Source organism: Amycolatopsis ultiminotia (assembly GCF_039536925.1).
GTDB lineage: Bacteria > Actinomycetota > Actinomycetes > Mycobacteriales > Pseudonocardiaceae > Amycolatopsis > Amycolatopsis ultiminotia.
Genome location: NZ_BAAAZN010000015.1, coordinates 98303 through 121414 on the forward strand (window position 1 = coordinate 98303; position 23112 = coordinate 121414).

Consider the following 23112-nt stretch of genomic DNA (forward strand, 5'->3'; position numbering starts at 1 on the left):
CGCGTCACGAACCCGCGGGCACGTCCGCCACCGTGAGCAGCGTCAGCTCCGTGTCCGCCAGTGCCTCCAGGTCGACGTCGTCGCCGGCGAGCCGCATCGCCTGCGCGCGGATGGCCCGTTCGAGCAGGCCACGCGCCGAGCGGCCGTTGGCGAAGCCCGCGCCACGGTCGAGGCCCGCCATGATCCCGGGCAGCGACTCGGCGAGGTCGGCAGCCAGGCGGTAGCCCTGTTTGCCTGCCATGGCCGTGAAGATCGCCGCCAGCTGGGTGTCGTCGTAGTCGGCGAAGTGCACCGTGGCACCGAATCGGGAGCGCAGGCCCGCGTTGGCATCGAGGAAGCGGTCCATCTCCGCCGGGTAGCCCGCGGCGATCACGATCAGGTCCTCGCGGTGGTTCTCCATCTGCACGAGCAGTTCGGCGACGGCCTCGGAGCCGAAATCGTTCGCCGAGTCCTGGACGAGGGTGTAGGCCTCGTCGATGAACAGCAGCCCGCCGATCGCCCGCTCGCACACCCCACGGGTCTTCGGCGCGGTCTGGCCGATGTACTCGGCGACCAGGTCCGGCCTGGCCACCTCGATCAGGTGTCCCGAGGGCAGCACGCCCAGCTCGCGGTACAGCTGCCCCATCAGGCGGGCGACGGTCGTCTTGGCGGTGCCGGGATTGCCGGTGAACACGAGATGCCGGCTGCGCGCCCCGACCGGCAGCCCCGCCTTGCGACGACGGGCGTCCAGCCGGGTCTCCGCGACCAGCGCGCGGACCTGTTCCTTGACCTCGTCCAGTCCGATCATGCCGTCGAGCTCGGCCATCAGCTCGTCGAGGCCCCGGCGTGGTCCGGCCGCGTCGGTCACCGCGACGCCGGACTCGCTCGGCAGATCGGCGGCCACGAGCACGGACAGTTCGTCGGCCGGGGTGTCCGGCGCGGCCGCCAGCCGGCCGGACTGCACGCCGATCACGGACTCCAGCAGACCCCGTGCGGACCGGCCGTTCGCGAAGCCCCGGCCGCGCGGGATGCGCCGGATCGCCTCCGGCAGCGCCGCGGCGAGCCCGTCGTCGAGCCGGTAGCCCTGGCTCTTCGCCATCAGTGCGAAGATCGCGGCCAGCTCCTCGTTGGAGTAGTCCGGGAACTCGATGCGCCCGGAGAAGCGCGAGCGCAGACCCGGGTTCGACGCCAGGAACTCGTCGGTCTCCTGTGGGTAGCCGGCGACGAAGACCACCAGGTCGTCCCGGTGGTTCTCCATCTGGACGAGCAGTTCGGTGACGGCTTCGCGGCCGTAGTCGTCGTGGTCGTCGCGCACGAGGTTGTAGGCCTCGTCGATGAACAGCACGCCGCCGGCGGCCCGCTCGCACACCGCACGCGTCTTCGGCGCGGTCTGGCCGGAGTACTCGGCCACGAGGTCACCCCGGCCGACCTCGACCAGATGCCCCGAGGGCAGCACGCCCAGCTCCCGGTAGATCTGCCCGACCAGCCGGGACACGGTCGTCTTCGCCGTGCCCGGGTTCCCGGTGAACACGAGGTGGCGGCTGCGCACCGCGACCTGCAGCCCGGCCTCGCGGCGGCGCGCGTCGACGGCCATCTCGTCGACCATCGACCGCACGCGCCGCTTCACCGGATCGAGCCCGATCATCGCGTCCAGCTCGGCCAGCAGCTCGTCGAGGCTCCGCCGCGGCCCGGCGTCGTCCACTGCGGACACCCCGGACTCGCCCGGCTGCGGCAGATCGGCGGCGACCAGCCGGGCCAGCTCCTCGTCGGCGGGGTGCGCTTCGGCGGCGAGCCGGTTGGACTGCTTGCCGATGGCCGCTTCCAGCAGCACCCGCGCCGACCGGCCGTTCGCGAAGCCGCGCCCGCGCGGGATCCGCCGGACCGCCTCCGGCAGCGCGGTCACGAAGTCGTCGGTCAGCTCGTAGCCCTGGCTCTTCGCCATTGCGCGGAAGATCTGCGCCAGTTCGTCGTTGGAGTAGTCCGGGAACTCGATCCGGCCGGCGAACCGCGAGCGCAGGCCGGGGTTCGATTCGAGGAAGGTGTCGATCTCCTTCGGGTACCCGGCCGCGAACACCACCAGGTCGTCGCGGTGGTCCTCCATCTGCACCAGCAGCTCGGCGACGGCTTCGCGGCCGTAGTCGTCGTCCTCGTCGGTGACCAGGTTGTAGGCCTCGTCGATGAACAGCACGCCGCCGACGGCCCGTTCGCACGCCGCGCGGGTCTTCGGCGAGGTCTGGCCGGTGTACTCGCCCACCAGGTCGGTACGGGTCACCTCGACGACGTGGCCCTTGGGCAGTACGCCCAGTGCCTGGTGGATCTTCCCGAGCAAGCGGGCGACGGTCGTCTTGGCCGTGCCGGGGTTGCCGGTGAGCAGCAGGTGACGGCTGCGGACCGCGACCTTCATGCCCGCGTCGCGGCGCCGCGCGTCGATCGCCATTTCCGAGGCGAGCGAGTGGACCCGCTGTTTCACCGCGTCCAGGCCGATCATCCCGTCGAGCTCGGCCAGCAGGTCTTCGAGCGGGGTGCCGCCACGTTGCCCGGCCGCGGCGATGATCGGCGCCGCGTCCTCGTGGGTGATGGTGACCCGCCCGCCGGGCGCCGCGCCCCGCACGATGGCCTGCCGTCCCGCGGCGTCGAGCAGCGCTTCGACGCCGCGTGCGCTGGGCTCCCGCACGATCTGCGCGAGCCGGTCGCGCACGTCGGGCGGCAGCGCGAACGACCGCTCGGTGGCGAGCACGTCCAGCAGCGAGGCGGCAGGGGCCGGCCGGTCGAAGCGCGGCAGCCGGTACTGCAGCACGTTCTGGAGGAGGTCCGGCGCCTCGGTGGAGAGCTGTTCCAGCACCCGTTCGGTGCAGTCGAGCACGAGAACCCGGCAGCTGTTCTGGTCGTGCGCGTAGTTGCGCAACAGCCGCGCCGTCCCGGCGGCATCCTTGGCGAAGAGGGCGTCGACCTGCTTGGCCAGGATGACCGGCGAACCGCCCTTCTCCAGGTCCCCGACGACGCGGGAGATGACCTGCTCGACCGGATCGTCACCGGAGTCGGCGACGATCCCGGGGCTGTCGAACCACACCGTGCCGTCGAATCCGATGTCGGCCTGTTTCAGCGCCGCCCCCAGCGACCGCTGGAACCTGCGCTGCCCGGTGTTCGGCTCGCCCACGAGCAGGATGAGCGGGTTCGGCTGCTTCGTGCCCGACGACGTGCGGACCGCCTCCCGCTTCTCCCATTCGGCGTAGGCGGTGCGCCAGGCCTCGCGGGCCTGTTCGTACTGGGCGTACTCGCGTTCGTACTCGGCCATCGCGCGCTCGTGCTTTTCGCGGTCCCCGTTGCGCTGCCGCATCCGGTTGCCCGCGGCGAGCAGGTCGATGGTGGCCGAGCGGGTGTTGCGCGCGAGGTCGTCGAGCATGCCGCGTTTGGGGCGCGACGAGGGCGGTTTCGGCTTGACCGGGGCCTTCGGCTCGGGCGGGGCGGGTTCGCCCGGCCCGTTCTGCGTGCCGTGCCTGCTGGCGTCCGCCCAGCCGATCACCCGGGCGGCCTTGGCGAGGAACTCGGCGACGGACTCGGTGCCACAGACGAACGCACCCTCCTGGCCCACGTCGTCCACCCGCACCGGCGCCCGGTCGCCCTGGTTCGGCGCGGCACCGGCGGGCGTGCCCTGCGGGAAGCCACCGGGCTGGGCGTTCGCCTGTCCGGGAGCCCCGCCCTGCGCCGCGGGCCACGCCCCTCCGGCGGGCGCTTGCTGCGTCCCACCGGACGGCCCTTGCGGCGCCGGTGCCTGCCCGGACCAGGAACCACCCTGCGGCCCGGAACTCCCTTGCGGCGCCGGCGCAAACCCGGACTGCGGCGGGTAGGGACCCGGCTGGCCGGAGTAGGCCTGCGGAACCGGCCCGTCCGGCCGCCCGGGGAATCCGCCGGGCTGCGCGGTGCCCGGACCGCCCGGCTGACCCGGAAACCCGCCCGGCTGCCCTGCCGACGAACCGCCCGGCTGGCCGGGAAACCCACCCGGCTGACCGGGCGCGGAACCACCCGGCTGGCCCGGGAAACCACTTGGCCGGCCCGGAACCGATCCGCCCTGCGGAGCCGGATAGCCACCAGGCTCACCTGGACCCGGTCCGCCCGGCGAAGCCGCGAAACCACCCGACTGGCCTGGACCCGGCCCGCCCGGCGAAGCCGGGAAGCCGCCTGACTGCCCCGGGCCCGAACCACCCGGCTGGCCCGGGAAACCACCCGACTGACCCGGTCCCGGCCCGCCCGGCGGAGCCGGGTAGCCACCGGGCCGGCCCGGAACCGCCCCGCCCGGCGGAGCCGCGAAGCCGCCCGGCTGACCCGGCGCACCGCCGGGGCCGGTGTCCGGTCCGGTGAATCCGGGCCCGCCGCCCGGTCGTGGGGGGTATCCGGCCGGTGCGGGTGGGGTGGGGGTGCCCGGCGCGGGTGGCGCGGGGCGGGCCGCCGCGCGGTAGCCGGGGTCGGCGGGAGGCTGGGTGTACTGCCAGTTCCCGTCAGGGAGCCGCCGTTGCCACGCCTGGCCGGGTGCGAGCAGCCACACCGTTCCGTCCGGGCCGGTCAGCGCGGTCGTACGGCCTGTTGCCGCAGCGGACTGTGCGGCCTGGAATGCGTCCCACCCTGCGCCCGTCATGGAACCCCGCTTCCCCCTCGTGCGTCACGGGCAGTGGGCCTGCCCCGCTCCCATTGTGCCGGACCCGGGACACACCGTGATCACCACCGGAGCGCGTCGGTCATCTCCTTGCCGACGACGGGTGCCAGCGTGGTCAGGAAGGTCGCGGTGAGGTGGTTGTCGTCCATGTACACCAGCACGTTGCCGACCACCGCCGGGCAGCTGTCCCCGGTGCAGAAGTAGTCCGTGAAGTCCAGGAAGGACACGTTGGGCGGCACGCCCTTGGCCGTCTGGTACGTCGGGGCAGGCGGCAGCACCGAAGCCCGCGGCAGGGTGCACGCCGGGTCCTGCGGGCTGCGCTGTGCCACGCAGGCGGCCATGTTGAACGCGAACCGCGGGTTGTCCCGCAGCGCCACCACCGGGATGCCCGCCTGGTCCATCCTCGACCACTGGTTCACGAATCCCTGCGGCGTGGTTTCGGTGATCCCGGCGCGGGTGTTCACGCTGCCCAGCGTCACCACCGCGTCCGGGTGCATCGCCACGACCTCGTCCGCGGCCGCCTTGTTCCAGTCGATGCACCCCTGGTCACCGGGCATCAGGTCGGCGTCGGTGGAGAACGGGCAGGCGCCCTTGAGCATCGACGTGACCTCCCAGCCGGCGGAGTCGACCAGCGGCAGGTACGCCGCGAGGTACTGCTGCATGTGCGAGTCCCCGACGAGCACCACGCGCTTCTTCGGCGTGCCCTGCGGTTTCTGCGTGCAGACCTTCAGCTCCTGGTTGCGCGGCGAGGTGGTGCACTTGTCGTCGGTGATGCCCGCCCAGTCCTCGGGCAGCTTGAGCGTGGGCGGCACGATCGACGGGTTGGCCGAACCGCGGTAGACGAATCCCGGCGTGTGCGCGACCGCGCCGGGGTGGTCCTGGTCGTCGGCGGTGATCGTGAAGTTCGCCTGGGAACTGCTCACGCCACCCCAGATGCCCGCCCCGACCAGCACCGGGGCGAGCGCGAGCACGCCGAACCGGTAGGCGCCCCAGCGTTTGACCGTGCCGATCTTCGACAGCCGGATCGGGTTCTCGATCAGGTGGTAGGTGAGGACCGACAGCACGAAGGACACCCCGAGCACCACCGCGCCGCCGAGCAGCCCGACCGCCACCCGGTCACGGGCCACCAGGTAGAACACCAGCACCGGCCAGTGCCACAGGTACAGCGAGAAGCTGATGTTGCCGAGGTAGCCCAGCGGTTTCGAGCTGAGCCACCGGTCCGCGCCGAGCTTGCTCCCGGTCTGGCCCGCGACCAGCACCAGTCCCGCGGACAGCGTCGGCCACAGCGCGATCCAGCCGGGGAACACCGAGTCGACGCGCAGCAGGATGCCGCACAGCACGAGCCCGGCCACGCCGATCCAGCCGAGCAGGATGCGCAGCACCCTGGGCAGCGTGAACGAGTCGAGGAACATCGCCATCAGCCCGCCGAGCGCGAACTCCCACACCCGGGTGAGGCCGTGGAAGTAGGCCAGCGGCTGGTCGACGTTCGTGAGGTACACCGAGTACGCCAGCGACGCGGCGAAGAACACCACCAGCAGCAGGGTCACGGTGTGCCGCAGCGACCAGCCGAGCCGTCGCACGAGCAGGCCGAGCCCGACGAACAGGATCGGCCAGAGCAGGTAGAACTGGCCCTGGATGGACAGCGACCAGAAGTGCTGGACCACGCTCGCGCTGTTGTGCTGGGCGAAATAGTCCACCGAGTCCGCGGCGAGCTGCCAGTTCTCGTAGAACAGCGCGGAGGCGAAGACCTCGCGGATGGTCTGGAACCAGCGGTCCGCAGGCAACAGCAGCAGCGAGACCACCACGACGGTGAGCAGCACGGTCATCGCGGCCGGGAACAGCCGCTTGATCATCCGGCCCCAGGTGCTGCGCAGCTGGATCCGTCCGCGCAGCAGCGCCCGGTAGAGCTGGCCGGTGATCAGGAAGCCGGAGACCAGGAAGAACACGTCGACGCCACCGGAGATCCGGTCCAGCCAGACGTGGTAGACCACGACCAGCACCGAGGCCAGCGCACGAACGCCCTGCAGTTCGGGGCGGAACCTCGCCTGTGCCTCGGACGGAGCCGGCGGCCCCGGCCGGGCGGGCGCGACCGCGGTGGTCCCGGACATCTGTTTGTTCCTCCAAGGGGCCGGGGCGGGCCGGAGACGGCGGACAACGGGCACGTGCCGGTATGAGCTATACGTGACAGCTCGCAACCGCGGGCACGCGGGGGTCCCCCGGCGGAGCCGCCCCGATCACCCAGGCGCGGCACTCGATATCTTGACAGACGTGTCCCTCGATCCCGCTCCCCCGTCCGTCCGGCGTGCCCGGATCGCCGACGTCCGCAAGATCAAAGCCCTCGTCGACGCCGACGCCGGCCGCGTTCTGCTGGAAAAAGACCTGGTCACGCTGTACGAGGCGGTGCAGGAGTTCTGGATCGCCTCGGACGGGTCGGACGACGTGCTCGGTGCCGCCGCACTGCACGTGCTGTGGGAGGACATCGGCGAACTGCGCACGGTCGTGGTGGACAAGGCCGCCCGCGGGCGCGGGGTCGGCCACGCGCTCGTCGGCAGGCTCGTCGAAGAGGCCCACGAACTCGGTCTCCGCCGGCTGTTCGTGCTCACCTTCGAGACCTCGTTCTTCGCCGGCCACGGCTTCGTGGAGATCGACGGCGCGCCGGTGTCGCACGAGGTCTACGAGGAGATGCGGCGCTCGCTGGACCCGGGCGTCGCGGAATTCCTCGACCTGCCCTACGTCAAGCCCAACACCCTCGGCAACGCACGCATGCTGCTGGAGTTCTGAACCCCGGCCCGCTCAGTCCGTCAGGCGAAGCGTGATCCGGTCCCCCGCCGTGCTCACGCCGATCAGCTGCACGGTCGTCGCCGCGTAGGTGGTCTCGCGCGGGCCGGGGTGGCCGGTGTGCAGCTGCGAGCTGGTGCGCTCGCCGCTCCCGGGCTGGGCCAGCGCGACGGAGACGACGGCGTCCCCCGGAGCGAAGCACTGCACCTGCCGCGGACACCGCGAATCCGACACGAGCCCGGTATAGCGCACGGTGAGGTCCCGGCCGGCGAACCAGGTCTCTTCGCCGTTCCCGAGCACGACGTCACGGCCGGGTTCGGCGGTGCGCGGTTGGTGGGTCTGCGCGAGCGCGACGGAGCCACCGGCACCTGCGGCGAGCACCGCGGTCGCGCCGACGGTCAGAGCGAATCTCCTGGCGTCCATGGAGCCAGGACGGCACGGCCCCGGCCCCCGGTTGCACCGCAGGTTCACCCGTCTTCGCCGTCCTCGTCGGCGGGCGCGTCACCACCGCGGATCATGAACAGCACCGATTCCATTTCCTCGGGCTTGATCAGCACGTCGCGGGCCTTCGACCCCTCCGACGGGCCGACCACGCCCCGGCTTTCCAGCAGGTCCATCAGCCGTCCGGCCTTGGCGAAGCCGACCCGCAGCTTGCGCTGCAGCATCGAGGTGGAGCCGAACTGCGACGTGACGATGAGTTCCGCGGCCTGCAGCAGCACGTCGAGGTCGTCGCCGATGTCCGGGTCGATCTCCTTCTTCTCGCCCGCCTTCGCCGCGGTGACGCCGTCGGTGTACTCCGGCTGCGCCTGCTCCTTGGCGAAATTGACGACCGCGGAGATCTCCTCGTCGCCGACGAACGCGCCCTGGATGCGCACCGGTTTCCCGGCGCCCATCGGCAGGTAGAGCGCGTCGCCCATGCCGATCAGCTTCTCCGCGCCCGGCTGGTCGAGGATGACCCGCGAATCGGTGAGCGACGAGGTGGCGAACGCCAGCCGGGACGGCACGTTGGTCTTGATCAGGCCGGTCACCACGTCCACCGACGGCCGCTGGGTGGCCAGCACCAGGTGGATACCGGCGGCCCTGGCCTTCTGGGTGATCCGCACGATCGCGTCCTCCACGTCGCGCGGTGCGGTCATCATCAGGTCGGCCAGCTCGTCGACGATCGCCATGATGTAGGGGTAGGGCCGGTACTCGCGCTCGCTGCCCGGCGGCGCGGTGATCTCCCCGGAGCGCACCTTCTTGTTGAAGTCGTCGATGTGGCGCACCCGGTTGGCCTGCATGTCCTGGTAACGCTGTTCCATCTCCTCGACCAGCCAGGCCAGCGCGGCCGCGGCCTTCTTCGGCTGGGTGATGATGGGCGTGATCAGGTGCGGGATGCCCTCGTACGGGGTCAGCTCGACCATCTTCGGGTCGATCAGGATCATCCGGCACTCGTCCGGCGTCGACCGCGCCAGCAGCGAAACCAGCATCGAGTTGACGAAGCTGGACTTACCGGAACCGGTGGACCCGGCCACCAGCAGGTGCGGCATCTTCGTGAGGTTCGCGGTGACGAACTGGCCTTCGATGTCCTTGCCCAGCCCGATCAGCATCGGATGGGTGTCCTTGACCGTGGTGGGCGCGCGCAGCACGTCGCCGAGGCGCACCATCTCCCGGTCGGAGTTCGGCACCTCGATGCCCACCGCGGACTTGCCCGGGATCGGCGCGAGCAGCCGGACGTTGTCGGTGGCCACCGCGTAGGCGATGTTCTTGGTCAGCGCGGTGATCTTCTCGACCTTCACGCCGGGGCCCAGCTCGACCTCGTACCGGGTGACCGTCGGCCCCCGGGTGAACCCGGTGACCTGCGCGTCGATGCTGAACTGGTCCAGCACGCCGGTGATCGCCTCGATCATGGCGTCGTTGGCCTTGCTGCGGGACTTCGGCGCTTCGCCGAGCTGGAGCAGGTCCGGCGGCGGCAGCTGGTAGTCGCCTTCGACGGTCCGGGTGACCGACAGCGCCGGCTCGGCCTCCTTCTTCGGCTTCTTCTCCGGGACCTCGGCCGGTTTGGCGGCAGGCTTCGGCGGCCGGATCGGCGTGGGCGGTTCGGCGAGCGCGGCGTCGAGGTCGAGCTGCTCGCCGTCGCCGGCGCTGGACTGGCGGCGCCGGGACGGCTTGCGCAGCCGCACCGCCTTCGGATCGGCCTCGGTGACCGCGTCCGGTTCGGCGGTGGTCTCGGGGTGCCCGGCGTCGTAGTCGGCCAGCTCCTGTTCGTCGAGACCCCAGGTGCGCAGCCGGTGCGGGATCTCGCGCACCGGCGTACCGGTGAACACGAGCACGCCGAAGAGCAGCGCGAGGATCAGCAACGGCACCGCGACCCACATGGTCACGCCCTTGGTGAGCAGGCCGCCGGCGAACGCGCCGAGCGCACCGCCCGCGTACATCCTGGCGTCGTTGGTTTCCGGGAGCGCGGTGAAGATGTGCAGCATCCCGAGCACGGACAGCACCACCAGCAGGGTGCCGATGACCATCCGCGGCCGGGTCTCGGGTTGCGGTTCGGACCGCATCAGCGCGACCGCGACCACCACGAGCACCAGCGGCAGCGTCACCGCACCGGCGCCGAGGACGGTACGGGTGGCGACCTCCACCGCGGAACCGATCGGCCCTGCGCCCCGCCACCACACGCCGACCGCGGCAACGATGGCGAGCGCGATCAGCCCGAGGGCCAGGCCGTCACGCCGGTGCGCGGGCTCCAGCTCCCGGGTGCGCCCGACCGTGCGGGCGAGCGTGCCCATCCCCTTGGCCATCAGGTTCCAGGTGCCGCGCACCCCGCGCCCGAAGGCACCGGACGAGCGGCCGCGCCGGGCCGCGGAACGGCGCGCCGGCGTGCGTGCACGGGAACTCGCCGGGCGGCTGCCGGAGGACCGGCCCGCGGACGAACGGCTCCCGGACGACTTCGCCCCCGTCGAGCGGCCGCCGGCCGCCTTCGACGGCGTGCGCGAACCCCGCGCAGGCGCTTTCCCGCCGCTCGCCGTGCTCCGCTTCCTCGTCGCCGACCCAGCCATGCCTCCACGGTAACCGGCGAACCGCAATAGTCCCATGCGCCACTCGCACCGCAGCCGAATCAATCGTCACGGCCGGATCCCTCCGGTAGTCACCCGGAGTGACGGCAAGTGCCCGTGCGGCCTCCGGAGGGCCGGCCGGGATTCGGGCCGTCGAGCGCGAGTTCGCCACCCACCGCGCACCGGTAAAGCACGACCGGCGTGCTGCCCGGATGCGGTTCAGCGTGCGCCGTCCACCCCGGCGGGTCCCCGGGACGGCGGCGCGCCGCAGGCCACGACCGGGGCGCTCCCGGTGACCGTGGTCATGACATGCTCTGCGCATGTTCGCGCCGCATCAGGACGATCTTCCGGCCGTGCGCCGGGCCCCGGCGATCTGGCGGACGATGCTGAACGTCGACCGCGGGCTGGTGAACCTCGTCGGGAAGCTCGTGGTCACCGGATCCGTACCGGCGCGACTGCGCGCGCAGCCGCTGCTCATGGTGGCCAACCACATCGGCGTGTTCGACGCGTTCGTGCTGATGGCGGCGTGCAAGCGGATCGGCATCAACCCGCGGTTCATGCTGGCAGGCGGGATACTTGACGCCCCGGTGATCGGCCCGGCGCTGCGGGTGAGCGGGCACCTGCGGGTGGACCGCAGCCAGGCGGCCACCGCGGTCGGCCAGTTCGCCGAGGCCGCCGAGGCGCTGCGCACGACGCGGGAGCCGATCATCGTCTACCCGGAGGGCCGGATCAGCCACGACCCCGGTCTGTGGCCGGAACGCGGCAAGACCGGCGCCGCCCGGCTCGCGCTCGCCGCCGGGGTGCCGGTGCTCCCGATCAGCCAGTGGGGTGCGCACGAGGCGGTGTACTGGGGCACCGAAACCGTCAACGGGCCGGCCGACCTGGTGCCGCTCGCCCGCTCCGGACTGAGTGCCCCGCTGCGCCGTCCGCGGTTCAAGGTGCACTTCGGCGAGCCGGTGGACCTGTCCGGGGTGGAGCCGGAACGGCCGGGCGCCGGGGTGCGCGCGCACGCGAAGATCATGCAAGCGGTCACTGACGGGCTGGTTCCGCTGCGGCGCGACGAACCGGTCCGGCCCCGCTTCCACGATCCGACCCGGCCGACGGACACGGTCAGCCCCTGGAAACCCGTGCGGGCGTCCGGATCCTGAGACCGGTGGGGCGGCGCCGCTAGAGTCGCCCGGCGTGAGCACTCGCATTCTCGTCGTCTACTACAGCGCGACCGGCAACACCGCCGCGCTGGCCACCGCCCTGGCCGAGGGCGCCACCGAGACCGGTGCGGAGGTGCGTCTGCGCACCGTGCCGGAAACCGCGCCGGACGGCGCCGTCGCGAGCAATCCGCGCTGGCAGGAGTGGGTCGATTCCGGCCCGCACCACGAGTACGCGACACTGGCCGACCTGGAGTGGGCGGACGGGCTGGCGGTGGGCAGCCCGACCCGGTTCGGCGGCCCGGCCGCCCAGCTGAAGTCCTTTTTGGACAGCACAGGCGGCCTCTGGGCACAGGGGAAACTGGCGGACAAGGTGGCCACCTCGTTCACCACGGCGTCCACCGCGCACGGCGGGCTGGAGTCGACCGTGCTGGCCACGAACAACATCTTCTACCACTGGGGCGCGATCGTGGTCCCGCTCGGCTACGCCGATCCGCATCTGCTGGAGTCGGGCAACCCGTACGGCGGTTCGTTCGTCTCGCGCAAGTCCGCCGCCCCCGACGAGCCGGCGCTGGGCGCGCTGCGGCGGCAGGGGACCCGGCTCGCGACGATCACCACGAACCTGACCGCCGGGCGGAAAGCCGTGCAGTAGCAGGAAAACCGGTTCCGGCCCGCGACCGCGGGGCCGTACCGTCGCCGGCGTGACCACCGAACTGCCCGTCGCCGCGCCACCGCGGGACACCCGCCGTGGCCGCGGCGTCCTGCTCGTGCTGCTGGCCGCGCTCTTCTTCAGCACGTCCGGTTCGCTGGGCAAACCGGCGATGACCGCGGGGCTCTCCCCGGAGCAGGTGGCCACCGTGCGGATCGGCTGCGCCGGGCTCCTGCTGCTGGCCGGTACCGCGATCCTGGCCCCGCGGTCCCTGCGCGTGCGGCGCGGGGAATGGCCGATGCTGCTCGCCTACGGGCTGCTCGGCGTGGCAGGCACCCAGCTGATGTACTTCATCGCGGCCGACCGGATCCCGGTCGGCGTCGCGATCCTGCTGGAGTTCATGGCACCGGTGCTGATCGCGCTCTGGGTCCGGGTGGTGCGGCGGACCCGGCTGCCGCGCGCGATGTGGGGCGGGATCGGGCTGGCCATGCTGGGCCTGACGCTCGTCGCGCAGGTGTGGCAGGGGCTGCGGCTGGACGCGGTCGGACTGCTCGCCGGGTTCGGCGCGGCGATCTGCTCGGCCGGCTACTTCCTGCTCGGCGAACGCGCGGTCGCGCAACGGGATCCGCTCGGCCTGGTCACCTGGGGCATGGTGATCGGTGCGGTGATCGTGGGCGTGCTCGCGCCGCCGTGGACGCTGCCCTGGTCGCTCACCACGCGCAATGTCGCGTTCGGACCGTGGACGCCGCCGGTGTGGCTGCTGCTGGCCGCGCTCGTGGTGCTGTCCACAGTGCTGTCGTACCTGCTGGGCATTTCCGCACTGCGCCATCTGCCCGCTTCGGTGGCGAGCGTGCTCGGTCTCGTCGAGCCGCTCGCGACCACCGCGTTCGCCTGGGCCCTGCTGGGCGAATCCCTTGCCTGGCCACAGGCTTTCGGGGCGGTGCTGCTGCTCGGCGGGGCCTTCCTCGTCCAGCGCAACTCCGCGGGGGTCACCTGAGTCGTCCGCACGGATGAGCCGGCACCAGACCTGAGCGGGATGTGCGCGCCCGCTCCGCCCCGGACACTGGATGACGGCAATCGACCGGAACCGGGAGGCCGCCGTGTCCAGACCGAACCGTGCCGAACAGCGCCGGGCCCGCAACGCGCTCGCCCGCCAGGCCGCCACCGCCGTGCTGGCACTGGCGCTGGCGGCCGGGCGGCGCCGGGTCAGACCGGGATGACCGTGGGCACGATCATCGGACGGCGCCGGTAGGTGTCGGCCACCCACCGTCCGACCACCCGGCGCACGGCCTGCGCGATGCGGTGCGTGTCGGTGATGCCCTCGGCCTCGGTGCGCGCCAGCTCCATCTCCACCAGCGGCAGCACGCTGTCGAGTGCCTTCGGGTCGTCGGAGAAACCACGGCCGGACACGGTCGGGCTGCTCACCGCGCGGCCCGTGCTGGAATCCACCGCGACACTGATCGAGATGAACCCGCCCTCGCCGAGTACCAGCCGGTCCGACAGCGTCGACTCGCCGACATCGCCCACCGAAAGTCCGTCCACGTACACGTGCCCGACCTCGACCCGGCCGGTGCGGGTGGCCTTGCCGTCGACCAGGTCCACCACCACACCGTCCTCGGCGATCACCACGTTGTCCGGTGCCACGCCGGTGCGCACGGCCAGCTCTCCGTTGGCACGCAGGTGTTTCCACTCGCCGTGCACCGGCATCACGTTGCTCGGGCGCACCGCGTTGTACAGGTAGAGCAGCTCGCCCGCGGACGCGTGCCCGGACACGTGCACCTTCGCGTTGCCCTGGTGCACCACGTTCGCACCGAGCCGGGTCAGGCCGTTCACCACGCCGAACACCGCGGTTTCGTTGCCGGGGATCATCGAGCTGGCGAGCACCACGGTGTCCCCGGCCCGGATGGAGATCTGCCGGTGCTCGCCGCGCGCCATCCGCGACAGCGCGGAAAGCGGCTCGCCCTGCGAACCGGTGGAGACGAACAGCACCTTGCTCTCCGGCAGGTTGCTCGCCTGGTCGAGGTCCAAGAGCAGACCTTCCGGCACGTCCAGCAGGCCCAGTTCGGCCGCGATGCCCATGTTGCGCACCATCGACCGGCCCACGAACGCCACCCGGCGGCCGTGCCGCTGCGCCGCGGCCAGCACCTGCTGCACGCGGTGCACGTGGCTGGCGAAGCATGCGACGATCACCCGCTGGCCGACCTTGCGGATCACGTCGTCGAGCACCGGGCCGATGTCGCGTTCGGGCGTCACGAACCCGGGCACCTCGGCGTTGGTCGAGTCCACGCAGAACAGGTCCACGCCCTCGTCCCCGAGCCGGGAGAAGCCGGCGAGGTCGGTGAGCCTGCCGTCCAGCGGCAGCTGGTCGAGCTTGATGTCTCCGGTGTGCAGGACCACCCCCGCCGGGGTGCGGATGGCCACCGCCAGCGCGTCCGGGATGGAGTGGTTGACCGCGAAGAATTCCAGGTCGAACCCGCCGACCTTGCGCCGTTCGCCCTCGCGCACCTCGGTCAGCTTCGGCCGCTGGCGGTGCTCCTTGGCCTTGGCCGCGAGCAGCGCGTTGGTGAAGCGCGAACCGTAGATCGGCAGGTCGGGGCGCAGCCGCAGCAGGAACGGCACCGCGCCGATGTGGTCCTCGTGCCCGTGGGTGAGCACGAGGCCGTCGACGTCGTCGAGCCGGTCCTCGATCGTGCGGAAGTCGGGCAGGATCAGGTCGACGCCGGGCTGGTCGTCCTCGGGGAACAGGACGCCGCAGTCGACGATCAACAGCCGCCCGTCGTGCTCGAAGACGGTCATGTTGCGTCCGACCTCGCCGATGCCGCCCAGCGCGACCACGCGCAGTGCGCCGTCGGGCAGGGCGGGCGGGAGGTGGGTCGGGCCGGGGCCGAGGGGTAATGAGCTCACCGGGGCAGGGTACCCACGCTGGTGTGCGAGGTGGGGGCCACGTAGGCCGCCTGCGAATCCGCCTGGGCCACCCTGGCGCCGTGCCAGTCCGAGGCGGCGGTGTCCTCCAGGGGCACCCCGCCCTGTCCGAGGTCGGCCGCGATCGCCAGCAGCTGGTCGTCGGTGGCGGGCACGATCGGCAGCCGCGGGTCGCCGATGCCGAACCCGCGCAGCCGCAGCGCCGCCTTGGTGAAGGTGACCCCGCCCACGCGCGACATCGCCCGCAGCACCGGCAGCATGGCGCGGTGGTTCGTACGTGCGGTCGAGGTGTCGCCGCTCTCGTAGGCGTCGATCATCGCGCCGATCCGGCCCGCCACCACGTGCCCGATCACGCTGACCACGCCGACCCCGCCGACCGAGACCCACGGCAGGTTGAGGCCGTCGTCGCCGGAGTAGTAGGCGAGGTGGGTACTGGCGATGACCTCGGAACCCGCGATCAGGTCGCCCTTGGCGTCCTTCACCGCGACGATCCGCGGGTGCTCGGCCAGCCGCTGCAGTGTGTCGACCTCGATCGGCACGATCGAACGCGGCGGGATGTCGTACAGCAGCACCGGCAGCTCGGTGGCGTCGGCGACGGTGGTGAAGTGCGCATACAGCCCGGCCTGGCTGGGCCGTGAGTAGTACGGGGTGACCACGAGCAGCCCGTGCGCACCCGCGTCCGCGGCGGCCTTCGCCTGCTCGACGCTGTGCGCGGTGTTGTTGGTCCCCGCCCCGGCGACCACCGTGGCCCGGTCACCGACCGCCTCGACGACGGCCCGGAGCAGGGTGGTCTTCTCCGCGTCGGTGGTGGTCGGGCTCTCCCCCGTGGTGCCGTTCACGACGAGGCCGTCGTTGCCCAGATCCACGAGGTATTCGGCGAGTTCCTGCGCGCGCTTCACGTCCAGCGCACCGTCGCGGTCGAAGGGCGTGGCCATCGCGGTGAGCACGCGGCCGAAGGGGCGTCCGGGCGCGGCGGAGGGTGGGGTGGACATAGCCAAGACGGTACCCCGTGCGGACCCCGAAACCGGCCCGGACCTGCTGGATGCGGAGAATTTCCGTTGCCGGGACGCGGGCGGCGGAACTTCTCGCGTGCGGCTACTTGACCTTGGTGGTGATCTGCGCCGGGATCTGCCCGTTGTCGGCACGCGTGAGCACGCAGTAGAAGTCGCGCACCGGGCTGCTGGTGTCGTTCTCCGGCGCCAGCTCCCACTCCTTCTGGGACGGCACGAGCGCCCGGTACACGAGGTCCCCGCGCTGCTTCTCGGGCACCACGGTGGAGTGGAAGGCGATCTCGCAGCGCGCCTCGGCGGCCTTGCTCAGCTCCTCGACCCCGGGGTACGCGGCGAGTTCGCTGTCGTCGCTGCCGTAACTGCTGTCGCTCGGCAGCGCCTTGGCGTTGTCGTACACCTCGAGCGTGTGGTTCTTGTCGCAGTCCCCGCTGCTGTCGCTGCTGATCACCACTCCCGGCTGGATCACCACGTTGTAGCAGAGGTCCGTCGTGGAGATCGAAGTCTTGAGGTACCCGTCCGGCCCGTAGGTCACGGTTTCCAGCTGCTGCGCGTCCTCGGCAGGCGACCAGACCGGCAGGCCCAGGAAGAACCCGCCGACCAGCGCCGCGACCACGAGCACCGCGCCCGCGGCGACCCACCGGTCGCGGTGGGCCTTGCGGGCGGGCGGCTGCGGTATCGCGACGGTGCCCGGCGGCGGGGTGCGCCGATCGTGCCCGGTCGCTGTGGCGAGCAGCGCGCGGGCCTGTGGCGCGGTGAGCCGCGCTTCCGGCTGTGCCACGAGCAGACCGGCCACGACTGCGGCGACCGGGCCCTGCGCCCGGGTGGGATAGGGCGTCTCGGTCATGACCGCGTGCAGCGTCGCGGCGGTGGTAGGACGTTCGAAAGCGACGATGCCCTCGACCGCGAAGAACAACGTGGCGCCGAGCGACCAGAGGTCCGATTCGGGCATCGCCTCGCGGCCCTCGACCCGTTCCGGGGCCATGAAAGCCGGGGAGCCGACGAGGGTGCCGGTGACGGTGAGCCGCGGATCGTCGATCGAGTGCGCGATGCCGAAGTCGGTGAGCTTCACCCGGCCGTCCTGGGCGACCATGATGTTGGCCGGCTTCACGTCGCGGTGCACGATTCCGGCGGCGTGCGCGGCCTGCAGCGCGGACAGCACCTGCTCCCCGATCACCGCGACCTGCTGCGCAGGCATCGGGCCGAACCGGCGCACCAGGTCCGCGAGCGTGGGCGCTTCCACCAGCTCCATGACGATCCACGTGGCGCCGCCGTCGTTGACCACGTCGAACACCGTGACCACCGCCGGATCGTTGAGCCGGCCACCCGCCCGGACCTCGCGCAGCACGCGTTCGGAGATCGCCGCCCCGTCATGGCCCTGTTCCGGGGACAGCCGCAGCTCCTTGATCGCGACCGGCCGGCCGATCACCTGATCCTGGGCCCGCCAGACCACCCCCATGCCGCCCCGGCCGAGTTCGGCGAGCAGCAGGTAGCGGCCGGCCACCACGCGGGCGCCCGCGGCCGGGTCGTTGGGGCGGGTCTGTTCGTCGGTCACGGGGTCGGGCTCCTCGGTCGGGTTCGCGCAGATGCTAGTCCGACCGCGCGTGGCCGCCACCGGTTCCCGTCCGTTCAGCCGCCGACGGTGAGTCCGACCAGCACCACGTTGAGCAGAATGATCACCGCGGCGACCGCGCCGGCCAGCACCGTGGTGACCCGCCGGTTGACCTGCTCGCCCATCAGCCCGCGGTCGGCGGTGAGCCGGATCAGCGGGACCAGTGCGAACGGGATGCCGAACGACAGCACCACCTGCGACACCACCAGCGCGGTACTCGGGTCCGCGCCGAGCGCGAGCACCACCACCGCGGGGACCAGCGTGACGAGCCGGCGCACCGCGATCGGCACTCGCTTGCGCAGCAGGCCCTGCATGATCATCGCGCCCGCGTACGCGCCGACCGACGTGGAGGCGAGCCCGGAAGCGAGCAGCCCGATCGCGAACAGCAACGCAGCACCCGGTCCGAGGGCCGCGGCGACCGCACCGTGCGCCCCTTCGATCGAATCGACCCCTTGCCGGCCCTGCAGGTTGGTGGCGGCGACCAGCAGCATGCCGAGGTTGACCGCGCCGGCGAGCAGCATCGCGAAGCCGACATCGTAACGGGTGGCGCGCAGCAGCCGCCGCTGCCGTGCCGGTTCCACCGCGCCGTGCCGGTCCCGTACCAGTCCGGAATGCAGGTACACCGCATGCGGCATCACGGTGGCGCCGAGCATGGCCGCGGCGATCAGCACGCTGTCGCTCCCGCTGAACCGGGGCACGAGCCCGTGCACGAGCCCGGCGGCCGACGGCGGCGCCACGAACAGGCTCGCCAGGAAGCCGATCGCGATCACCGCGAGCAGACCGGTCACCACGCGTTCGAACGGACGCTGGCCGCCGCGGTCCTGCACCACGAGCAGCACCAGCGAAACCAGCCCGGTGATCAGCCCGCCCGCCAGCAGCGGAAGACCGAACAGCAGGTTCAGCGCGATCGCGCCGCCGACCACCTCGGCCAGGTCGGTGGCCACCGCGACGACCTCGGCCTGCGCCCAGTACCCGAGCCGGGCCGGGCGGGACAGCCGATCGCGCAGCGCCTCCGGCAGCGACCGCCCGCTGACCAGGCCGAGTTTCGCCGAGAGGTACTGCACGAGCACGGCCATCAGGTTCGCCGCGACGATCACCCAGACCAGCAGGTAACCGTAGCCCGCACCGGCACTGACGTTGGCCGCGACGTTGCCGGGATCGACGTAGGCGATGGCGGCGACGAAGGCCGGGCCGAGCAGCGCCGTGCTCGCGCGCAGCCGCGACAACCGGCGCGGCCGGGCCGCTTCCGCCACCGCCATGTCGCCACCCATCCCGTGCTGTCGGGTCTCCTAAAACGAAGTTTAGGCATGCCGAACTTTAGCCCGCAAGGGTGTGCCGCACCACGTGGCGGCGGAGCGTCAGCCGGGAAGGGCGACCTCGTGCCCGCTGTCGCGGAAGGCCCGCACGGCGAGGTCCAGCTCGTCCCCGCGGACGAGGATGTGATCGGTGTCGAAGGTGGACAGGGAAAACAGCGCGACGCCTGCCGCGGCCAGCTCGGACGCGAGCGCGGAAATCACGCCGGTGAGCGTGAACTCGAGCGGCCCGCGCACACTGAGCAGCCGCCAGCCGCGCTCGATGACGCCGCCACCGGGCTCGCGCCCTGCCGGGCAGATCACGGACAGCTCGTGCGGAGTCCTGGTCACCGATACGAGCGCCGAGTCCGCCGGGGTGAACAGCTCAGCGGGCACCGGCGCGTCGCCCGCCAGCCGCACCACCGAGTAATCGCCCGGCCGGACGTCGATCGCGAGACGTTTCATCAGCCCTCGAGGACCTTCGGGCTGGAAGCCACTTCGGTGCCGTCGGGCAGCGTCGAGATGGTGAAGTCGGCGAACACGTTGGCCGCCGCCTTCTGCAGCTGCCGCAGGCATTCCACGGCCAGCTCGCGGATCTCGACGTCGGCGTGTTCGGTCGCGCGCATGGCGATGAAGTGCCGCCAGGCGCGGTAGTTGCCGCTGACCACGATGCGGGTTTCGGTGGCGTTGGGCAGCACTGCGCGGGCGGCCTGGCGCGCCTGCTTGCGGCGCAGCGTGGCGCTCGGCGCGTCGGCGAACTTGTCCTCGAGACCGGCGAGCAGCTCGGTGTAGGCGTCGGCACTGGCCTGCGCGGCCTTGACGAACTTCTCGTGCAGCTCCGGATCGTTCGCGATCACGTCCGGTTCGACGAACGCGGCGTCGCGCTCGGGCACGTAGCGCTGGGACAGCTGCGAGTAGGAGAAGTGCCGGTGCCGGATCAGCTCGTGGGTGAGCGAGCGCGAGATGCCGGTGATGTAGAAGCTCACGGATCCGTGCTCCAGCACGGAAAGGTGGCCGACGTCGATGATGTGCTCGACGTAGCCGGCGTTCGTGGCGGTCTTCGGGTTCGGCTTCTTCCAGGACTGGTAGCACGCCCGCCCGGCGAACTCGGCGAGCGCCTGGCCCCCGTCGGCATCGGTCGACCACGGCACGTCCTCCGGCGGGAAGAACTCCGTCTTCGCGATCAGCTGCACCTTGGGCGACACGGTCTCGGCCACGACACTCCCTCTTCCTTCGGCGACTCCCCGGGCAGCCTAACCGCCGGGACGGCCGCGACCCGGGAGCGGGCGCCGTGACACCACCACGACTTGACGTGACGCCACAGCTGACGTCATAGTGGTGTCATGGACTTGACGCCGTACATCGCGACCCTTCGCGAAGACCTCGTGAACACGGCTTCCGCCGGGGACGAGCAGACCCGGCGTGCGGCCGCCCTGCTGTCCTCCGCGCTCGAACCCGCGGTCCGGCTCACGCTGATGAACGCACTGGCCGACCTCGCCGCGGAGGTGACCGCCGCGCTGCCGGGGCAGGTGGTGGACGTCCGGCTGGACGGCCGCGACGTGCGGGTGGTCGTCACCGGCGCCGAGGAGGAACCGGCCGGGCAGCCGCACACGACGACGCCGCCGCCACCGCCGCTCGGCGACGGCGGGGACATCTCGCGGATCACGCTGCGGCTCGTCGAGCAGATCAAGGGCCAGGCCGAACAGGCCGCGGCCGCGCAGGGGGTTTCGCTGAACACGTTCGTCGCGCAGGCCGTGCAGGGGGCGCTCGGCCAGGCGCAGCAGCACCAGCAGCGCCATCAGCGCTGGAACCAGGGAAGCCGGAACGAGACCAAGCTGCACGGCTGGGTCGAAGGCTAGAAGGGGGCACCACCATGGGCGAGAACCGGGAAGACCAGGGGAAGAACACCGACCCGCGGACGGACCCGGGCACCGGGTCCGCGGCGGTCGAGGACAGTGCAGCTGCCGGGACAGGCAGTCGGCCCGCCGCCGAGCCGACGGGGCATGGCATGCACGCGAAGGCCACCGATGCCGAGCGGTCGGGCACCGGGGCCGGGGACAGCGAGGGCCTGGGCACTGGTGCTGAAGCCCCGGACGCTGGCACGGGTGCAGAGGCCACCGGCGAGAAGGTTGCGGGTGGCAGTACCGAGGCCGCAGGCGGGAGTGCCGAGGCCGCAGGCGGGAGTGCCGGGGCCACTGGCGGGAGCGCCGGGGCCGCAGGCGGCAGTACTGAGAACGCTGGCGCCGGTGCCGAAACTGCCGGTGACGGTGCGGGCGCAGGGCCGCGGGCCGCGGATGCTGCCGGGACCGGGGCGGCGGAGTCCACTTCGGACACCAAACCGGATCCGGGCCCGTATGCGCGTCTTCAGGATTTCGAGGCCGACGGCCCGCTGGAGCTGGACCTGAGCGTCACGATCGGGCGCGTCGAGGTCATGCTCGACCGACAGTCCGGGGCCACCGTGCGGCTGCAGCACGACACCGGCGAGCAGCCGTCGTGGGTGAACGGCGTGAGCAGCCTGCTGTCGTGGGTCGGCGAGCGGTTCGGCGATCAGCTCGGGGTCGCTCCGCAGACCTCGGCGGCGGACGCGGTGCGGCAGGCGCGGATCGAGAAGACCGGCAACCGGCTCGTGGTGCACTCGGCCAAGGCGTGGCAGCTGCGCAACGTGCCGATCGCGGTCACGGTGCACGCACCGATCGGCACGCACGTCGAGGTGCGCGCGGGTTCGGCGGACGTCACGGTGACCGGAACCGCGGGCCGCGCGGACATCCTCACCGGCTCGGGTGAGGTGGCGCTGGACCGTGCGGACGGCGCGGCGATCGTGCGCACCGGCACCGGCGCGGTGAAGCTCGGCCCGACGTTGGCGGGTCTGCAGCTGCGCACCGGCAGCGGCTCGGTGGAAGCGACGTCGATCGGCGGAGCGGCGACCGTCGCGACCGGCACCGGCAACGTCTGGCTCGGCACCGTCGCGGGTGAGGTGATGGCCCGGACCGGCAGTGGCGACCTGTCCGTCGCCGACGGGGCGTCCGGATCGCTGGAACTGATCACCGGCTCGGGCGAGGTCCGGGTGGGCATCCGCGAAGGCGTACGCGCCGAGGTCGAACTGGCCTCCGCGGCGGGCCGGGTGTCGAGCGAACTGGACGTGGCAGACATCCCGCCGCAGGACGAGGTCAGCCTGCGGGTACGAGCCCGCACCGGCACCGGCAACGCCGTGGTGACCCGCGCCGCCGGCTGACCCACACCCGAACTACACCCGTCCGCACCCCAGGGACAAACGACGCGGACGGCCACAGGGGGAGGCGGCGGGCCGACCGGAGCACCCGGTCGGCCCGCCGCTTCGTGCCACCTCCCGCCCTGCTCCCGCACACCCGGCCTCTTGTACGCGGAGCGTGCACCGCCCCGCCTCTCTCCCGCACACCCCGCCACCACCCACCAGCACACCTGGCCGCCCCGTCGCGCCCGTCGAACAGCACACCCACCGGCGCCACAGCCCGGCCACCACACCCGGCAGCCCCACGGACCGACCACCACACACCAGCACACCCGGCAGCCCCCGGACCGTCGGACGCCCACCAGCACACCCCGCCTGAACACCCACCGACGCGTCTGCCCCGCGACGCCCGCGGCAGGCACTGGCGACACGGCCCCGCGGTGCTCCCTCACCGCCCACCGGCAAGCCGTCACGGCTTCGCGGTGTCCCGCATGGGCTCCCCCACTTCGCAGTGCCACGACAACACCCGACGACGCAACGACGCGACCGCAGTTCCCTCCACACGGTTCTCCGCGAAACCGTGCGACGCACAGCCGCCGCATGGCGGTGCCCGGACCGCCGGTCCCGGTCGGCCGCCAAACCCGTTGTCTCGCAACGGACTCCACACTCCACCGGAGCCGCTGTCGCTGTCGCTGTCGCTGTCGCTGTCGCAGTCGCAGTCGCAGTCGCAGTCGCAGTCGCAGTCGCAGTCGCAGTCGCAGTCGCAGTCGCAGTCGCAGTCGCAGTCGCAGTCGCAGTCGCAGTCGCAGTCGCAGTCGCAGTCGCAGTCGCAGT

The 23112-nt window shown here is 72.0% G+C and carries 17 protein-coding genes; 7 read left to right on the forward strand and 10 right to left on the reverse strand.

The features are described from left to right. Positions 1-4: 4 nt before the first annotated feature. Both ABD793_RS29705 and ABD793_RS29710 read right to left on the reverse strand, forming a co-directional pair. Positions 5-3586: an AAA family ATPase gene (locus tag ABD793_RS29705; protein WP_344865916.1), complete on the reverse strand. Its 3582-nt coding sequence runs from the start codon at positions 3584-3586 to the stop codon at positions 5-7. A 1106-nt stretch (positions 3587-4692) separates the two neighbouring features. Beyond that, positions 4693-6738, reverse strand: a complete 2046-nt coding sequence (locus tag ABD793_RS29710; protein ID WP_344865918.1) for an acyltransferase family protein — start codon at positions 6736-6738, stop codon at positions 4693-4695. A 151-nt stretch (positions 6739-6889) separates the two neighbouring features. Between ABD793_RS29710 and ABD793_RS29715 the strand changes: the two genes are divergently transcribed. Beyond that, a complete protein-coding gene (locus ABD793_RS29715) occupies positions 6890-7411 on the forward strand; it encodes an amino-acid N-acetyltransferase (protein WP_425548792.1) in 522 nt (173 codons plus the stop codon). A gap of 12 nt (positions 7412-7423) precedes the next feature. On the opposite strand, the gene ABD793_RS29720 is transcribed toward ABD793_RS29715, so the two are convergent. Together ABD793_RS29720 and ABD793_RS29725 are read right to left on the reverse strand one after the other, a co-directional pair. Then, entirely contained in the window at positions 7424-7831 is a 408-nt protein-coding gene (locus ABD793_RS29720) for a hypothetical protein (protein ID WP_344865922.1), read from the reverse strand. 44 nt (positions 7832-7875) lie between these two features. Continuing rightward, positions 7876-10209, reverse strand: a complete 2334-nt coding sequence (locus ABD793_RS29725; protein WP_344865924.1) for a DNA translocase FtsK — start codon at positions 10207-10209, stop codon at positions 7876-7878. Between ABD793_RS29725 and ABD793_RS29730 the strand changes: the two genes are divergently transcribed. The 4 genes from ABD793_RS29730 (at position 10199) to ABD793_RS29745 (ending at position 13234) form a co-directional block, all read left to right on the forward strand. Continuing rightward, the gene (locus ABD793_RS29730) at positions 10199-10459 is read left to right on the forward strand and encodes a hypothetical protein (protein WP_344865926.1); all 261 of its coding nucleotides are present in this window, start codon (positions 10199-10201) and stop codon (positions 10457-10459) included. The genes ABD793_RS29725 and ABD793_RS29730 overlap by 11 nt on opposite strands. 304 nt (positions 10460-10763) lie before the next feature. Then, on the forward strand, positions 10764-11591 hold the full coding sequence (locus ABD793_RS29735; RefSeq protein ID WP_344865928.1) for a lysophospholipid acyltransferase family protein: 828 nt from the start codon (positions 10764-10766) through the stop codon (positions 11589-11591). A 34-nt stretch (positions 11592-11625) separates the two neighbouring features. Continuing rightward, positions 11626-12240 (forward strand): NAD(P)H:quinone oxidoreductase, encoded by a 615-nt coding sequence (gene wrbA / locus ABD793_RS29740; protein WP_344865930.1) that lies wholly within the window; start codon positions 11626-11628, stop codon positions 12238-12240. A gap of 49 nt (positions 12241-12289) precedes the next feature. After that, on the forward strand, positions 12290-13234 hold the full coding sequence (locus tag ABD793_RS29745) for an EamA family transporter (protein WP_344865932.1): 945 nt from the start codon (positions 12290-12292) through the stop codon (positions 13232-13234). Between the two features lie 209 nt (positions 13235-13443). Here the strand turns inward: ABD793_RS29745 and ABD793_RS29750 are convergent, their stop codons facing one another. The 6 genes from ABD793_RS29750 to thyX all read right to left on the reverse strand — a co-directional run bounded on the left by ABD793_RS29750 (position 13444) and on the right by thyX (position 20287). Continuing rightward, positions 13444-15141 (reverse strand): ribonuclease J, encoded by a 1698-nt coding sequence (locus ABD793_RS29750; protein WP_344865934.1) that lies wholly within the window; start codon positions 15139-15141, stop codon positions 13444-13446. After that, entirely contained in the window at positions 15138-16151 is a 1014-nt protein-coding gene (gene dapA, locus ABD793_RS29755; RefSeq protein WP_344865936.1) for a 4-hydroxy-tetrahydrodipicolinate synthase, read from the reverse strand. Before dapA ends, ABD793_RS29750 begins: the two co-directional genes overlap by 4 nt. A gap of 103 nt (positions 16152-16254) precedes the next feature. Then, positions 16255-17721 carry a serine/threonine-protein kinase gene (locus tag ABD793_RS29760; RefSeq protein WP_344865937.1) on the reverse strand — a complete coding sequence of 489 codons (1467 nt, stop codon included), beginning with the start codon at positions 17719-17721 and terminating at the stop codon, positions 16255-16257. 74 nt (positions 17722-17795) lie between these two features. Beyond that, positions 17796-19037, reverse strand: coding sequence for an Nramp family divalent metal transporter (locus ABD793_RS29765; RefSeq protein ID WP_344865938.1), 1242 nt, complete (start codon positions 19035-19037; stop codon positions 17796-17798). Positions 19038-19136: 99 nt separating this feature from the next. Beyond that, positions 19137-19535: an ACT domain-containing protein gene (locus ABD793_RS29770; RefSeq protein ID WP_344865940.1), complete on the reverse strand. Its 399-nt coding sequence runs from the start codon at positions 19533-19535 to the stop codon at positions 19137-19139. After that, the gene (gene thyX, locus ABD793_RS29775) at positions 19535-20287 is read right to left on the reverse strand and encodes an FAD-dependent thymidylate synthase (RefSeq protein WP_344865941.1); all 753 of its coding nucleotides are present in this window, start codon (positions 20285-20287) and stop codon (positions 19535-19537) included. The genes ABD793_RS29770 and thyX overlap by 1 nt, the downstream gene beginning before the upstream one ends. A 126-nt stretch (positions 20288-20413) precedes the next feature. Between thyX and ABD793_RS29780 the strand changes: the two genes are divergently transcribed. Both ABD793_RS29780 and ABD793_RS29785 read left to right on the forward strand, forming a co-directional pair. Further along, the gene (locus ABD793_RS29780; protein WP_344865943.1) at positions 20414-20929 is read left to right on the forward strand and encodes a toxin-antitoxin system HicB family antitoxin; all 516 of its coding nucleotides are present in this window, start codon (positions 20414-20416) and stop codon (positions 20927-20929) included. Between the two features lie 530 nt (positions 20930-21459). After that, positions 21460-22302, forward strand: coding sequence for a DUF4097 family beta strand repeat-containing protein (locus tag ABD793_RS29785; protein ID WP_425548795.1), 843 nt, complete (start codon positions 21460-21462; stop codon positions 22300-22302). Positions 22303-23112 lie beyond the last annotated feature (810 nt).

Coding starts and splice junctions, on each gene's coding strand:
- ABD793_RS29710 (WP_344865918.1), bottom strand. CDS start 6,738: ATGTCCGGGACCACCGCGGTCGCGCCCGCCCGGCCGGGGCCGCCGGCT.
- ABD793_RS29720 (WP_344865922.1), bottom strand. CDS start 7,831: ATGGACGCCAGGAGATTCGCTCTGACCGTCGGCGCGACCGCGGTGCTC.
- ABD793_RS29735 (WP_344865928.1), top strand. CDS start 10,764: ATGTTCGCGCCGCATCAGGACGATCTTCCGGCCGTGCGCCGGGCCCCG.
- dapA (WP_344865936.1), bottom strand. CDS start 16,151: ATGTCCACCCCACCCTCCGCCGCGCCCGGACGCCCCTTCGGCCGCGTG.
- ABD793_RS29765 (WP_344865938.1), bottom strand. CDS start 19,037: ATGGCGGTGGCGGAAGCGGCCCGGCCGCGCCGGTTGTCGCGGCTGCGC.
- ABD793_RS29770 (WP_344865940.1), bottom strand. CDS start 19,535: ATGAAACGTCTCGCGATCGACGTCCGGCCGGGCGATTACTCGGTGGTG.
- ABD793_RS29780 (WP_344865943.1), top strand. CDS start 20,414: ATGGACTTGACGCCGTACATCGCGACCCTTCGCGAAGACCTCGTGAAC.